We start from the raw sequence: 15,848 nt of genomic DNA, 5'->3' as shown, positions 1-15,848 counted from the left end.
AACACCATAGAGAAAAGAATGAATAAACGTAAGCTGGAACTTTATGAAGATCTGTTTAAAAAAGTCGGCCCTGGTTTATCCAACGTTCATATTGGTGACATCGCCAGTGCATTTCATTGCAGTGAGCGACATGCTCGCACATTACTAAAACAAATGAGTGCAAATCAATGGCTCACTTGGTCGCCGATGAAAGGGCGAGGACAAAAAGGGCAACTGATTTGTTTACTTGAACCACTCACGGCTTGCTTTCAAGCCGTCGATCAAGCCATTGTTCAAGAACGATATGACCTCGCTCATCAGTTGATTGGTTTTCATGACCGAAGCATTGCGTCTAACCTAAAACGCTATTTGGCTCGCACCGCGCATAAAAGTGAAAATACAATTTATGCGCCCTTTCACCGCAAACTGGATTGGCTTCACCCTCATCACGTGACTGGCAGGACGGAACGCCATTTAATCCATGAAGTTTTCCAAACCTTGGTAAGCAATAATGGGCAATCGTTCAGTGCAAACTTGGCACACCATTGGGAAAGTGAAACAGGCGACACTTGTTGGCGATTTCATTTGAGTCCAGCCGCAGTATTCCATGATCAAACCCCCGTCACTTCTGACGATGTCGTCAGCAGCATCAACACACTAGTAACGTCAGCGCATTGGGGACGCTTGTATGATCACATTATCTCGATAAGCGCAGTGACGCCACATTGTCTTGAGATCCATTTAAACACACCAGACCCAAACCTACCTTCTCTGCTAAGTAGAGCCGAAGCTTCCATAATGCCCAAGCGCTATGTTTGCGCTGATAGAACCGCTTTTTCGCCAGTGGGGTCTGGACCATTTAGCGTTGATGTTAACTCTGACAAATTATTTAGGTTAAATCGAAATGAACACTATTGCGGCCAAAGTGCGCTTGTAGAACACATTGAAATTTGGATTCATGAAGAATGGGCATCAGATAAGAAGTGTGAAGAGAACTTCTTCTTCCTTGAAAGCGGAGAACAGAACTACCAAATCTCAACGAAAGAAATTGGCTATTTCTTTATTTTGTTCAATCATCAAGGCCTTCAAGACGAGTCGACAAAACAAGCATTCGTTGACTTGTTTAGGAATGCAGCAACAACCGACCTAGATTTACGTTTCCCTGTGACGTTTAGCTTTGAAAACAACAATGAAAGCCGACATTTTGCAGCAAAACTAACGGCCGCTTTCTCTCGGCTCGGGAATTCTGTTTCTGCGAATCAAATCAGTTTTGGCCGAACCTTGGCGAAACAAGATCTCACGTTGGGCGGCATTCGAATAGAAGGAGATAAGAGTGCCAGCCTGTATGCTTTTTTTAAACTCTACCCCTACTGGCAAAATTGCATGACATGGCGCCAACACGAGCACTTAAATCAAACATTGCAATCCGTTCGCCAAAGCACCTGTAGTCAGGAGCGCGAAGCATTGTTAAATCAATTAATAGCTGACTTAACTGAAGACAATATCCTTTCAATTCTTTCCTCAGAAGATCTGACACTAACGGTTCCATCAAGAGTTGAGGGCGTTGATATTAATGGCCTAGGCTGGTGTGACTTTTCCAAATTATGGATAAAGCCCAGTTTTTGATTCAACAATGACAGCCAGAGTATGCAAATGCCTATCGTATAACGTTAACTCTGGCTGGTTACCTCTCTTACTAAGGTTAGTTGACCTTCTTAGGACAACCAACAATGTGGTCATCGACCATGCCTACTGCTTGCATGAAGGCGTAGCAAATGGTCTCACCAACAAACTTAAAGCCTTTCTTCTTAAGGAACTTACTCATCGCTTTGGACTGTTCGGTAGAGACTGGCACTTGGCTCATGTCTGTCCAATGATTCACAATTGGCTTGCCATCAACAAATTGCCATAGCGCAGCGGAAAGGCTTCCGTTTTCTTCAATCAATTGCTTGGCCGCTTTGGCATTGCTAAATACCGAATTGATTTTACCGCGATGCTTGACCACATCGAAGTTCTCAACGATGAACTCTGTACGCTCTTCATCGCGTTGAATCAACTTCTCTAAATCATAGTGCTCAAACGCTTCACGATAGCCTTCTCGCTTTTTCAGAATCGTAATCCAACTCAAGCCGGCTTGCGCGCCTTCTAGCGTAATGAACTCGAATAATACGTTGTCATCATGAACAGGTACTCCCCATTCCGCATCATGATATTCACGTTCAAGTGGGTGGTTCATCGCCCATGCACACGTTCTATGTTCCATACTTTTATCCTTATAAAAACGCCCCTGACAATCGGTCAGAGGCGTTTTTCAAACTTAACTGAGTTAAGCGGTTACTTTGGTAATGCTACTCTGTGGAATAGACGATACAACACTGGTACAACAATTAGTGTCAGTACGGTCGCAAAACCCAAACCAAACATGATGGTTACTGCCATTGGTTTGAAGAAGATATCCGGTAGTAGAGGAATCATACCAAGAATGGTAGTGATTGCCGCCATACATACCGGGCGCACACGACTCACCGCGGCATCAACTACGGCATCGTACGCTTCTTTACCCGACTTCATCTCAATCTCGATCTGGTCAAGCAGTACAATACCATTCTTCAGAACCATACCAGACAAGCTCAAGAAGCCCAGCAGCGCCATAAAACCGAATGGTGTATTCAAGGCCAATAAACCTGTCGTCACACCAATCAATGCCAGAGGCACCGTTAACCAAACAATCAAAGGTTCTTTGATTGAGTTGAACAAGAAAATGGTGATCAAGAACATGAACAAGTAACCCATCGGCATCGTGGTGAACAACGATGCTTTAGCATCACCAGAAGACTCATATTCACCACCCCACTCTAGAGAGTAGCCTGGTGGCATTTCGATCGCTTCAATCTGAGGTTGTAGGCGTTTTTGCAATGTTGCCGCCGTCTCTTCACCCAAGATATCTGGATCTGCCATCACCGTTAGCATACGCTTGCGGTTCTTACGCACAATGATTGGATCTTCCCAACGCATATCGTAACCCATGGTCACTTGTTGCAATGGAATAAACTCACTCTGTGCTGGACTCCAAATCTTCATCCCTTCGATGTTGCGAATATCGATACGCTCATCTTCTGGTAGACGAGCAACAATTGGCATTAGCGTTGTACCATCTCGGTAAAGACCGATGCTCATGCCCGAAAACGACATTGAAAGGAAATCGTCCACATCTGATTTGGTGATACCGTAACGGCGTGCTTGGCTTTCATTAAACTGAGGCTCAAGTACCTGAGTACGTTCACGCCAATCATGACGAATGTTTGTTGCACCTGGGTCGGCGTACATCACATCCATCACTTGCGCAGCGATAGTACGTAGCACTGTTGGATCAGAACCGATAACACGTGCTTCAATTTTCGCACCGCCACCAGGGCCCAATTCAATTTGTTTCAGCTTGTAGTTGATCTCTGGGTAATCAGATTTCAAATGCTCTCTAAAACGTTCCATTAACGGGGCTAGTGCTTCGTAGTTATCAACTCGAGTAGTGATCTCACCATAAGCCGCGTAGCTTTTTTCTGGTGCGTAGGTCAGCATGAAACGTTGCAAACCTTTACCCGCCGTCGTCGTGATGTGGTCTACATGGTCCTGTTCTGCCAACCAACCTTCTAACTCCTGCAACGTATCGTCAGTCGCTCGAATATCGGTGCCTTCCGGTAACCAAACATCCAATTGGAAGATAGGTGTCGTTGAAGATGGGAAGAATGCTTGTTTCACGTGCGTAAAGCCGTAAACGCTCGCGGCCAAACCTGCCACCAAAACAACCACGGTGAACCAAGCTCGGCGCATACAGAAGCTGAGGAACTTCTTGTACATAACAAAAACAATACCGTTGTATGGGTCGTTGTCTTCGCCTTCACCACTTTTGATTTTCTGCCCTTTAAAGAAGATATCAGCAAAAAATGGGGTTAACGAAATCGCCGTAAACCAACTTAACATCAGAGAGATAAGCAACACGGTAAACAGGGTGCCACAATATTCACCCGTCGAGTCTTCTGATAAACCGATTGGTGCAAACGCCGTCACCGCGATCACCGTTGCACCCAATAGCGGCCATTTAGTTTGCGTTACAATATCCGTTGCAGCTTGCAGTCTCGTTCTCCCTTTCTGGGTACCTATGAGTATCCCTTCCACGACAACGATGGCATTATCCACCAGCATACCTAGAGCAATAACCAAGGCACCTAACGAAATACGCTGCAAATCGATGGCCAGATACTTCATGAAGATGAAAGTGCCAAGCACGGTCAAAAGCAGAATTAGACCGATAAGCAGACCCGAGCGCAGCCCCATGAAAAACAGCAAAACGATAATTACGATACCAACCGCTTGAGCTAGGCTGATAACGAAGCCGCTCACTGACTTATCTACTTCTTTCGGCTGGTTGTAGATTTCTGAAATTTCAACACCAACGGGTTGTTGGTATTTCAGTTCTGCAACACGGCGATCAAATGCTTTACCCACTTCCACAACGTTCACACCTTGAGCGAATGAGACGCCCAAGTTCAACGCCAGTTCACCGTTGTAGTTGATGATGTTCGTCGGGACTTCCATGTAGCCACGTTTAATTTCAGCAACGTCTTTTAAAAAGATAAGACCTTGAGCACCTGATTCCGTGATCAACAAATCACCTAGCTCATCAACACTTTGGAACTCCCCCGTCGGTTGAATACGAATGTACTCATTACCAATTCGAATTGCACCGGCATCGGAAACGACGTTTTGAGTCGAAAGTAAATTGAAAACCGTATTTGGTGATAGGCCAAGACTGCTCAACTTCTTCATCGAGATTTCAATGAAGACTTGCTCTTGTTGCTGGCCAGAAACCGAAACTTTGCTGACGCCGTCAACAAGTTCGAGTTCCCGCCTTAAATAATCAACATAGTCGAGCAGCTCTTTATAACTGTAGCCATCACCAGTTACGGCCAACAAGATACCGTATACATCACCAAAGTCATCGATAACCGATGGATCATTAACACCCGGCGGTAACGTGCCTTTTAGATCGTTGACTTTACGGCGTAACTCATCCCAAATCTGCGGTAAGTCATCCGGACCATAGTTGTTTTTCATGGTCACAGTGATTTGCGATAAACCGCGACTGGAAATGGAGTTAACCTCATCCACATAGGTTAATTGCTGAATCGCTTTTTCGATTGGATAGGTTACTTCTTCCTCGACCTGTTGCGGTGTCGCGCCAGGATAAGAAGTAACAACCATTGCGTCTTTAATGGTAAAGGCTGGGTCTTCGAGACGACCCAGGCCAAAGAACGCAGAGATACCACCGATTAAGAAGATCAGCGATACCATCCAACTAATTACACGGTTACAAATAAAATAGGCCGCAATGCCAGTTACGTTATCATCATCTTGAGGCGCAGTATTTTTTTGTTCACTCATTGCGTTGCCTCCTGCTTAACCACTTCCACTTTTATGCCATCTCTTAATCGGGATACACCAGCAACAACGACTTTGTCATCAAGTTCTAGGCCATCAAGAATCTGAACTGAGGTTTGTGACGCTTTACCTGCACGCACTTGTTTGCGGCTCACGGTATTATCATCATTTAAAACCCAAACGAATTTATTTTCACGGCTCAGATCATCTCCATCGGCATTAAAGATCGCTTCAATAGGAACGTTAATGCCGACGTTAAGCTCAAGACCCACCTTTTCATCTTTCGATGTCACGTCTACCGCCATACCATCAAGAATGTATTCGTTTTCCGGCATTGGCAGTGATAGCGTCACCGTAAAGGTGCCTGTATCAGGGTCAGGTTCTGTCGTGAACTCTTTGATTTTCGCCTTGTATTCATTGCCACTTGGCACACGAACGACAGCATTAATTGCCGTCAAACGCTCTTCAGTAGGAGGTTGGTTCACGTAAAGACGATCGGGGAGCTGAATAAGGACTTCGACGCGATCAACACTGTGAATGTTAACGATATATTGACCAACTTGAATATTTTCAAATTGATCGACATTAACACGGGAAATAATGCCGTCGACTGGCGCTTTAAGCTCAGTGAAAGACAAACGCAACTTAGCCAATTCAAGCTCAGCGAGCGCGATTTGGCGTTGTGCCGCAATCTCATCAAATTGGGACTTAGCTAATAAACCTTTTTTAACCAGCGGTGCGGAACGACGATATTGGCTGTCTACCACAGAAAAACGCGCAGATGCGTTATCTACGTCCAATTGATAATCGGTTGGGTCAAGCCTAGCAATGACATCACCTTTAATGACCTTATCGCCTTCTTTGACCAAAACACGACTTACCTCACCTGCCACACGGAAACTCAAATGTGAACGATCGGCAGCGTTGGCTATCGCAGGAAAATATAAGTTGTCATCAACGCGCTGCCCTTCTAAAGAAGCAACACGAACACGAGGGGTCTCCAATTCTCTTTCTGGGCCTTTTTCACCACAGCCTGCAAGTAACACGGCAGAGCAAAGCGTGGTTAAAGCTATGATTCCTTTCATACTATAATCCTCGCTCCTTAACCCACTCACGAACCTTAATACCCGGCTCAATGACATTGACACCAGAGATGATGATTTGATCTCCATCCTCTAGCCCTTTTTCAACTTGCTGCTTGTCGTTCAAAGAAACCGAGACTTTTTCAACAATGCCTTGATCATTAACACGCCAAACGCAGGTTTTGCCATCTTCGGTAAACAGGGCTGAATCAGGAATTTTAGTCGCACCCGCGTTTTCAGACACAAGATGAACATTACCGGACATTCCTGGTAGGATGCCAACGCCCTCAGGACGCTCCATTACCATTGTCACTTTGTAACTGCCAGTTTTAGGATCGGCTTCGGTATCAATTTCTTGGAATGTCACCTCAAAAGCGCGCTCAGGAAACGCATCAAATGTCATTGATGCATAAGCATTCGCACCCTGTGTGAATTTGCTGAGTAGATGATCAGGAAGCTGGAACAACACCTTCATGACTTGATTGGTTTGAATATTCATGACGCCTTCTTTTGCCGCCACATACTCATGGTTTTCTGCTGGCAGATACGAAATCGTGCCATCGTAAGGCGCAACAAGCTTTGTGTACCTCAGGTTAGCTTTGGCCTGATTCCACTGAGCTTTAGCTGAATTGTGATTGGCTTTCGCCGCATCGAAGTCTTGTTCCGAAACCACTTGCTCTTTACGAAGCTTTTTCGAGCGTTCGTATTGAACATCAGCAAGGGTGTAATTTGCTCGGGCTTGTTTTTCGAGTAGCGAGTATTCGTCAGGGTTGAGTACGGCAAGCACATCACCTTTATTCACCATTTGTCCGGCATTGACTTCGATCGATTGAAGCAAACCAGGCACTCGGAATGCGAGAACGGCTCGGTCTCCGGCTTCTGTCGTGGCAGGAAAGTGTCTTTCAAACTGTGCATTGCCTACAGTGACCGTAAAGAGTTTAGCGGGCCGAGATTCCGGTTCTGGGACTGGTGGTAGCTCTTTTCCACACCCAGAGAGAACCGTCATGACAGCGATTGGAATGAGCGCTTTTCTCATGTTAATTCATCCATTTAAGATCCATTCCTTTTAAGGTAGATGAATTTATGGTGTTCTTCTAGAGCATCGGAGCAAAAAAATTCTTTAAAAATAGCAATTTGAGACAAAAATAAAGCAGGCCGAAGCCTGCTTTATCAATAAAATCATAATTAATTATCAGAGCTTATTAAATTCTCTGTTTACACGATATGCGTCGGACGTGACATACGCTTCCATACTACGGATTTTTCCATCAAGGCGGCTAAAGTCACTTTCTAAAACACTCAACAGTTGGTCTGGGCTCTGGCCTTTCTGCCATGGTTTGCTCTTCAACGTATGCTCTTGGCGTGACTTGATATTCTCAGTATAAGTTACGGGCTGCTTTTCCAACATGAATGTCATTGCAATATAAGCCAGCAACACGAGAAAAGTACCACCAAGTAAGGCTGCCGATATCACGACGATCCGAATCAACCAAACTTCCGCACCAAAGTAGTTCGCGACTCCGGCACACACACCGGAGATTTTGCCATTAACAGGGTCGCGATACAGCTCTCGTTTAATCATACTTTCGTCTCCACGTTGGGGATTCTGCATCTAAGATACGCTCCAATGTTTCAACGCGAGATTGCATCGCCTCCGCTTTTTCAGACAGTACCTGAAGACGCTCTAGATCTTGGCCCGACAGTGCACTATCTGCTTTGCGTTTGCTGCGATAGTGTAAGAAGAGCCATAGTGGAGCGACAAAGATTAAAAAGACAATCAATGGTCCAGTAATAATAAATGTCGACATGAATGGCTCCTTTCTTATTTATCGTTCGATGACATCTGTTCTTTCAGTTTTGCCAACTCTTTTTCAATTTCATCTTGTGCTTGCAGCTCTGCAAACTCTTGGTCTAACGATTTAGCATTACCAGTCTTTGCGTAAAGATCCGCTTCTGCTTCCATCTCATCAATTTTACGAGAGTATTGTTCAAACTTTGCCATCGCTTCGTTTGTACGACCTGCGTGCAATTGTTTTTGAACATCACGTCGGTTAGAAGCCGTTTGGTTACGAATCGCAAGCGCTTGTTGCTTCGCTCGAGTTTCTGTAATTTTGGCTTCCAACTTACCGATTTCACCCGTCAATTTTTCGATGGTTTCTTCAACGAGTGTTTGCTCAGTGTGAAGGCCTTTAATTACGTGCTCAAGTTTCTGCTTTTCAATTAAAGCAGCACGCGCTAAATCTTCACGCTCTTTTACTAGTGCAAGGCTCGCTTTTTGGCCCCACTCAGTGATTTGCTCTTCTAGTGCTTCCACTTTGCGAGCCAACTCTTTTTTGTCTGCAATCGCTTTAGCCGAGTTGGTACGCACTTCAACAAGTGTGTCTTCCATTTCTTGAATGATAAGACGGATCATTTTTTCAGGATCTTCCGCCTTGTCTAGCAATGCACTGATGTTTGAGTTAACGATATCTGCAAAACGAGAAAAAATACCCATAACGGAACTCCTCTTTCTTCCTATTTAAACTCGACAAGGTGGTCATTTACCTTGTGTCTCCCTTTACCTATATCAAGTAGCATGCCAACTTTGTTTTCCCTTACTAAACAATGAGTTAATCATTTTGTTGTTGTAGCACACTGATATGCTATGATGTTTTTTACCAACAGTTGGTAAATTTCACCAACTTCAATACTGTAAATCATGGTCAGATAAAAAATAAGAAGGACTTTATGAAGCAGAACCTAATCGGTGAATCACCCGCCTTTCTCTCTGTGTTAGATAAAGTATCACAAATCGCGCCGATTGAACGACCGGTCCTCATAATCGGAGAACGAGGCACAGGTAAAGAACTCATCGCACAACGTTTACACTATTTATCAAGACGTTGGGATAAGCCACTGCTTTCTCTAAACTGTGCGACATTAAGCGAAGGCTTGATTGATTCTGAACTTTTTGGTCATGAACCTGGTTCATTTACCGGTTCGAAAGGGAAACACAAGGGACGCTTTGAGAGGGCCGAAGGGGGCACGCTTTTCCTCGATGAACTCGCGACAGCCCCGCTTTTGGTACAAGAAAAACTATTGCGAGTAATCGAATACGGCGAGTATGAGCGTGTAGGAGGCCATACCGCATTAACTGCAGACGTTCGTTTGGTGTGTGCTACCAACGCTGACCTTCCACAATTGGCAGAGCGCGGTGATTTTCGCGCGGACTTGCTCGACCGACTGGCCTTTGATGTGATCATGTTGCCACCCTTGCGAGAACGCAAAGAAGACATTCTTTCTCTCGCCGAGCACTACGCCATAAAAATGTGTCGTGAATTGCAACTGGAGTACTTTGTTGGCTTTACAGAAGAAGCACAACAGTCTCTATTAGATTACGCTTGGCCTGGTAATGTGCGTGAACTCAAGAACGTAATAGAGCGAGCTATTTATCGCCACGGACTCAATGCCGATCCAATCGAGTACTTGGTGTTTAATCCATTTGAAACCGGTTGGGAAAACGCACTTGGTCATTCTTCAGAGCAAGGAGAGCAGGAAACGGAGCAACCTCATGTTGGTCCAACAATTAACTTCCCGCTGGACTACAAACAATGGCAAGAAGAACAAGACATCACTCTTCTTAACCGCGCATTAGAAGAGGCCAAATTTAATCAACGACAAGCAGCGGACTTACTTGGACTCAGTTACCATCAACTTAGGGGGATGGTAAGAAAATACGGATTGGTTGGACAAAGCTAAGTCTTTGACGTAAATGGCATCATCCTTGAATCGCTCACTATACTAAAACACAGCCCCCTTTATCGAATTAGGGGGAATTGAGCGGAACTTCATGACGACTGGAATAATACATAGTAGCGAGCACTCAAGAGGCAAATTTGGTCATTATCAGTAAATGATGCGGTAATTTGATCTAACACCCTGCGACTCAACGATTTTGTATTTGGAGCGAGTTAGCAAAGGTGATAAATTAGCGAGATCATTTTCGCTTGTCACTCTTCGCCTTCAACCGCATAGAAACAAGCAAGATCCAATGACCATTTCATATTATGAAAGCTTTTATCAAACTATCGCTGAGCCTTATCGGGATTAGCTTACTCACCGCTTGTGGTGACGAAATCGATCACAATGATATTCGTGAGAATGGATTTGTGTTTTGTGGGCAGGGTAAGCCAACCACGTTTAACCCTCAGCTCATTGACAGCGGCATCACTGCCGAAGCACTTAGCCCTCAGCTATACGATACGCTGCTTACACTCGATCCTAAATCTCACCAACCAGTTGCAAACCTTGCAGAAAAGTGGTCTGTAAATGAGGAAGGTACGGAATACACCTTTAACTTAAAGCAGGACGTGCAATTTCAAAAAACTCCTTGGTTCTCCCCTTCTCGTCCATTTAATGCACAAGATGTGGTATTCAGCTTTAAGCGAATCATTGATGTAGACCATCCGTTTCACGACGTCGGTGGTGGTTTTTATCCATGGTTTGCAGGTTTAGACTTCCAAAATCTCGTGCAAGATGTGATTGCTCTTGATGACCACACCGTTAAGTTTGTTCTCTCTCAACCTAACTTTGCCTTTTTAGCCAATATTGCCACCAGTCACGCCGTGCTGCTGTCAGCAGAATATGGGCAACAACTTGCGGCCAAAGACGAAAAAGAACAAATTGACTTGTTACCTATCGGTACCGGTCCTTACCAGTTAAAAGAATACCAAGTGAATGATTTGATTCGTTTAGAGCGTCACCCTAAATACTGGAAAACGCCGGCGAAAATGGAACAGGTCGTGTTTGATATTTCACATCGTGGTACTGGCACGTTGGCAAAACTATTACGCAATGAATGTGATGTACTTGCTTCGCCAATCTCTAGCCAAATTCCAATCATACAAGAAACCGAGCACCTTGAATTAACCGCAACGCCTGCTAATAACGTCTCTTTTATCGCGATTAATACTGGTCATCCGGCACTGAAAGATGCGCGAGTTCGTCAAGCTCTCAACCTTGCTATCAACCGTCAAAATATCCTTGATTCCGTATATTACGGCACGGGTACTCAAGCTTATACACTACTGCCGCCGAACTCATGGGCATACCAGAAAGACAGCGTGAAGATCCGTTATGATCGTAATTACGCATTGGCGTTGCTGCGAGAGGCTGGGTATGAGAAAGGTCTGCAATTAACCATGTGGGTGCCGCTAGAACCTAGAGCCTTCAATCCAAGTCCACGTAAAACCGCTGAGTTGATTCAGGCGAACTTTGCTGATATCGGCGTCGAAGTACGACTACTAACCGATGATCGCTTTGAACGAACTCAGCTCGAAAACATCAATAATGTGGACTTACTGCTAACAGGTTGGATTGGTGATACGGGCGATCCTGATAACTTCTTCCGCCCTCTGCTTTCTTGTGAATCTGAACGTGTTGGCCTTAACGTTTCCATGTGGTGTAACGACGACTTCGATTTCTTGTTGGATCTGGCATTAGAAACCGAGCAACAACGTTATCGTTTAAACTTGTATCGCCAAGCGCAGAATATTCTCAATGAAGAGTTTCCTGTCATTCCATTAGCTCACGGCGTTCAATTCCGTGTGCACGATAAATCGTTGAAAGGCTTTAAATCGAGCCCTTTCAATGCACAACCTTTTGATAAAGTTGAGAGAGTTCATTAATGTTTTGGTACGCCGTAAGACGTCTTAATCTCTTTGTCATCACTTTGATGATCCTCACTTTAGTGGGCTTCTCTTTGCTACGTCTTGATCCGACATCACACTGGGCAAACGTGGAGTTTTGGTCAGGCTGGCAAAGCTACCTTGTTGAGCTTTCACATCTTAATTTTGGTATCAGTAAGAATGGGAACCCAATCTATGATGAGCTCGCGGTCGTATTCCCTGCGACGTTAGAGTTGTGTTTCTTCGCCTTCGTTGTTTCACTATTAATTGGTATTCCTTTGGGGACCGTAGCAGGCATGAAACAAGGCAAGTGGCTAGACACCAGCATCTCATTTGTCTCTATGTCAGGGTATTCGGCGCCAATCTTCTGGGTTGCCCTGATGCTGATTATGGTCTTCTCCCTGCAATACCACGTATTCCCTGTGGCGGGTCGTTATGACTTACTTTACGAAATTGACCACGTAACAGGCTTTGCAATTATTGATGCCTTTATGGCCAAAGGTGAATACCGTGCTCACGCGTTACAAAGCGTGATTGAGCATATGATCCTGCCTTGTTTGGTTCTCGCATTGACACCAACAACACAAGTCATTGGTTTGATGCGTGCATCAGTGGCAGAAGTGATGAGTCAAAACTACATTCGCGCCGCACGAATCAAAGGTTTATCCAACCGTGAGATCGTCACTCAACACGTTCTTCGGAATGCGATTCCGCCTATCATCCCAAAAGTTGGCGTTCAGCTTTCGAGCATGATTACCTTGGCGATCATCACAGAATCCATCTTTAACTGGCCGGGCATTGGACGTTGGTTATTGGATGCACTTGCAAATCAAGATTACGCTTCCATCCAAGCAGGTGTCATGGTGTTAGCGACGCTTGTTTTAACCGCCAATATCCTATCGGATCTGATTGGTGCCATGATTAACCCTCTGGTGAGAAAGGAATGGTATGCTAACAAATAACGTTTATCAGGAAGAGCGCATTCCAACCCAGTTTGAACGATTCTGGCGCAGTTACCGCGCGAACAGTTTGGCAATGTTTGGCCTTTGGTGCCTTGGCTTTGTTGTCTTAATCACCATATTGGCCCCTATTTTAGCGCCTTACGATCCACAAGCTCAATCTGGCGAATTGTTAGTGCCGCCTTCGTGGGCGCCAGCCGGAACCGTCGATTACTTTTTAGGTACTGACGACCTAGGTCGCGATATCTTATCTCGTTTAATTATGGGCTCTCAGCTCACCTTTGGTGCTGCCGTAGCAATTACTGCTATTGCTGCGTTCATCGGCTGTATTATTGGTGTGTTAGCGGGCATGACCAAAGGTCTGTTATCCAGTACGCTTAACCACTTGCTCGACACAGTCATGTCCATTCCATCATTACTGCTGGCGATTATCTTTGTGGCGTTTTTGGGCTTTGGTGAGTTCAATATCCTTTTGGCGATCTGTCTGGCTTTAATTCCACGCTTTATCCGCTCGGTTTACATCGCCGTGCACACCGAAGTCGAAAAAGACTACATCATGGCTGCCCGTTTGGATGGCGCTAACGACTTCTACTTGCTTTGGAACTCGATTCTACCGAACGTATTAACAGTCATCGCAGCAGAAATAACCCTGGCACTCTCGGTCGCCATTCTAGATATCACTGCGCTTGGTTTCCTAGGTTTAGGCGCACAAGCACCAAGTACGGAATGGGGTGCGATCTTGGGTGACTCTGTTGAACTGATATACATCGCACCTTGGACCGTTACCTTACCGGGTCTGACCATTATGTTTACCGTTGTTGTTCTAAACTTAGTGGGTGAAGGTGTACGCCAAGCACTCAATGCGGGGATCGAATAATGCCATTATTAGATATTCGACATTTAACCATTGAAATTGAAACACCATCGGGCTTAGTCAAAGCCGTTGATCGCATGAGCATTACCTTGAATGAAGGTGAAATTCGTGGTCTGGTTGGTGAATCTGGTTCCGGTAAGAGTTTGGTTGCAAAGGCTATCGTGGGTGTTTGTAAAGACAACTGGAAAGTGACTGCAGACCGAATGCGTCTTGGCAATATTGATCTGCTTCAGCTAACGCCAAAAGAGCGCCGCCGTGTGATTGCACGTGACATTGCGATGATTTTCCAAGAGCCATCGACTTGTTTGGATCCGTCGGAAGAAGTCGGAAGACAGTTAATTGAATCCATCCCTTCTCGATCGTTTGAAGGTAAATGGTGGGAGCGCTTCAAGTGGCGCAGGAAGCAAGCAGTTGCCCTACTCCATAAAGTGGGTATCAAAGATCACCGTCGTTTGATGGGCAGTTATCCTTATGAGTTGACCGATGGTGAATGTCAAAAAGTCATGATTGCGATGGCGATTGCAACCAAGCCAAAAATCTTGATTGCTGATGAGCCAACCAACGATCTAGACCCGATTACTCAATCTCAAATTCTGCGTTTGCTGAGCCGCATGAACCAACTCAACAACACAACGATTGTGCTGATTGGTCACGACTTAACCACCATTACTCAGTGGGCAAATCGCATTACGGTAATGTACTGTGGGCAGTCCGTTGAATCAGCTGATACAGAGAAGTTGGTCGCCGCTCCCAAGCACCCTTATACTGCGGCACTGCTTAAAGCCATGCCTGACTTTAACGACTGGATTCCGCACAAGCAAAAGCTGCAATCTCTACCGGGTTCTATCCCTCCACTTCAGCATCTGCCGATCGGTTGTCGCTTAGGACCTCGTTGCCCTTATGCTCAGAGGCAATGCGTCGAAATTCCACATACTAAACGTATCAAAAACCATAAATTTAGCTGTCACTTCCCACTGAATACGGAGAAACATTCATGAGTGCGTTGCTTGAAGTCGATAACCTATCGAAACAGTTCGTCACGCGCTCTGGTCTGTTTAAACGCACAGTCAAAGAAGCAGTTAAGCCGGTGAGCTTTTCCTTAGAGCCTGGACAAACTATCGGCTTTATTGGTCAAAATGGCTCTGGCAAGTCAACGTTAGCGCGCATGCTTGCTGGCGTTGTCGAACCAAGCTCTGGGGAGATTCGCGTTAATGGTGAGCGCTTAGAACACAAAGACTATTCGACGCGTTGTAAGCTGATCCGCATGATTTTTCAAGATCCAAATACCTCATTGAATCCGCGCATTCAGATTGGTCGAATCTTGGAAGGTCCGTTAAAGCGAAACACGAACATGCCACCAGACGCACGCATGAAACGTGTAAAAGAAACCTTACTTCGTGTGGGTTTGCTTCCGGAGCATGCTTACTTTTATCCTCAAATGCTAGCAGCAGGTCAGAAACAGCGTGTGTGTCTTGCTCGTGCTTTGATTCTACAACCTTCCATCATTGTTGCCGATGAGGCATTAAACGGTTTAGACATGGCGATGCGCTCGCAAATCATTAATCTCTTCCTAGAATTACAAGAGGAGATGGGCTTGTCTTTCGTTTACGTATCACAGCATATCGGCATAGTGAAGCACATTACTGATAAGGTCATGGTTATGCACGAAGGTGAAGTAGTAGAATTTGGTGAAACCAATCAAGTACTCACCAACCCAGAGCATGCAATTACCCAGCGTCTGGTGGAAAGCCACTTCTATAAAGCTCCAACTCACTAAAAGTCGACAAACACTGACAGTGATCAAAAAACAAAAAAGCCTGCTATCACAGCAGGCTTTAACGTATCTATACAG

14 protein-coding genes are annotated in these 15,848 nt (G+C 45.1%); 7 read left to right on the top strand and 7 right to left on the bottom strand.

What is annotated here, in order from left to right; all coding sequences use genetic code 11:
* Positions 1-18: 18 nt before the first annotated feature.
* The gene (locus L1076_RS12535) at positions 19-1,605 is read left to right on the top strand and encodes an SgrR family transcriptional regulator (RefSeq protein ID WP_237303705.1); all 1,587 of its coding nucleotides are present in this window, start codon (positions 19-21) and stop codon (positions 1,603-1,605) included.
* A 76-nt stretch (positions 1,606-1,681) separates the two neighbouring features.
* Here the strand turns inward: L1076_RS12535 and L1076_RS12530 are convergent, their stop codons facing one another.
* The 7 genes from L1076_RS12530 to pspA form a co-directional block, all read right to left on the bottom strand.
* A complete protein-coding gene (locus L1076_RS12530; RefSeq protein WP_237303704.1) occupies positions 1,682-2,242 on the bottom strand; it encodes a DNA-3-methyladenine glycosylase I in 561 nt (186 codons plus the stop codon).
* Positions 2,243-2,313: 71 nt separating this feature from the next.
* Entirely contained in the window at positions 2,314-5,418 is a 3,105-nt protein-coding gene (gene vmeI / locus L1076_RS12525) for an efflux RND transporter permease subunit VmeI (protein ID WP_237303703.1), read from the bottom strand.
* A complete protein-coding gene (locus L1076_RS12520) occupies positions 5,415-6,500 on the bottom strand; it encodes an efflux RND transporter periplasmic adaptor subunit (RefSeq protein WP_042601833.1) in 1,086 nt (361 codons plus the stop codon). The genes vmeI and L1076_RS12520 overlap by 4 nt, the downstream gene beginning before the upstream one ends.
* Position 6,501: 1 nt before the next feature.
* The gene (locus L1076_RS12515; RefSeq protein ID WP_038873611.1) at positions 6,502-7,533 is read right to left on the bottom strand and encodes an efflux RND transporter periplasmic adaptor subunit; all 1,032 of its coding nucleotides are present in this window, start codon (positions 7,531-7,533) and stop codon (positions 6,502-6,504) included.
* Positions 7,534-7,689: 156 nt separating this feature from the next.
* Positions 7,690-8,079 (bottom strand): envelope stress response membrane protein PspC, encoded by a 390-nt coding sequence (pspC, locus tag L1076_RS12510; RefSeq protein ID WP_038873614.1) that lies wholly within the window; start codon positions 8,077-8,079, stop codon positions 7,690-7,692.
* A complete protein-coding gene (gene pspB / locus L1076_RS12505; RefSeq protein WP_038873617.1) occupies positions 8,072-8,305 on the bottom strand; it encodes an envelope stress response membrane protein PspB in 234 nt (77 codons plus the stop codon). Before pspB ends, pspC begins: the two co-directional genes overlap by 8 nt.
* Positions 8,306-8,319: 14 nt before the next feature.
* Entirely contained in the window at positions 8,320-8,991 is a 672-nt protein-coding gene (gene pspA / locus L1076_RS12500; RefSeq protein WP_038873620.1) for a phage shock protein PspA, read from the bottom strand.
* Positions 8,992-9,224: 233 nt separating this feature from the next.
* On the opposite strand from pspA, the gene pspF reads away from it, so the two are divergent.
* The 6 genes from pspF to L1076_RS12470 all read left to right on the top strand — a co-directional run bounded on the left by pspF (position 9,225) and on the right by L1076_RS12470 (position 15,773).
* Positions 9,225-10,235, top strand: coding sequence for a phage shock protein operon transcriptional activator (gene pspF / locus L1076_RS12495; RefSeq protein WP_237303702.1), 1,011 nt, complete (start codon positions 9,225-9,227; stop codon positions 10,233-10,235).
* Positions 10,236-10,543: 308 nt separating this feature from the next.
* Positions 10,544-12,163, top strand: a complete 1,620-nt coding sequence (gene sapA, locus L1076_RS12490) for an ABC transporter substrate-binding protein SapA (RefSeq protein ID WP_038881421.1) — start codon at positions 10,544-10,546, stop codon at positions 12,161-12,163.
* Positions 12,163-13,125, top strand: a complete 963-nt coding sequence (locus L1076_RS12485; RefSeq protein WP_038873626.1) for an ABC transporter permease subunit — start codon at positions 12,163-12,165, stop codon at positions 13,123-13,125. The genes sapA and L1076_RS12485 overlap by 1 nt, the downstream gene beginning before the upstream one ends.
* The gene (locus L1076_RS12480; RefSeq protein WP_237303701.1) at positions 13,112-13,999 is read left to right on the top strand and encodes an ABC transporter permease subunit; all 888 of its coding nucleotides are present in this window, start codon (positions 13,112-13,114) and stop codon (positions 13,997-13,999) included. The genes L1076_RS12485 and L1076_RS12480 overlap by 14 nt, the downstream gene beginning before the upstream one ends.
* On the top strand, positions 13,999-14,994 hold the full coding sequence (locus tag L1076_RS12475; protein ID WP_038873632.1) for an oligopeptide/dipeptide ABC transporter ATP-binding protein: 996 nt from the start codon (positions 13,999-14,001) through the stop codon (positions 14,992-14,994). The genes L1076_RS12480 and L1076_RS12475 overlap by 1 nt, the downstream gene beginning before the upstream one ends.
* Positions 14,991-15,773, top strand: a complete 783-nt coding sequence (locus L1076_RS12470) for an ABC transporter ATP-binding protein (RefSeq protein WP_038873635.1) — start codon at positions 14,991-14,993, stop codon at positions 15,771-15,773. Before L1076_RS12475 ends, L1076_RS12470 begins: the two co-directional genes overlap by 4 nt.
* Positions 15,774-15,848: the final 75 nt, after the last annotated feature.

The organism is Vibrio sp. MMG023, from assembly GCF_021654215.1.
Classification (GTDB): Bacteria; Pseudomonadota; Gammaproteobacteria; order Enterobacterales; family Vibrionaceae; genus Vibrio; species Vibrio jasicida.
The sequence above is the reverse complement of the archived record's forward strand: the minus strand, read 5'-3'. Positions and strand labels throughout refer to the sequence as shown.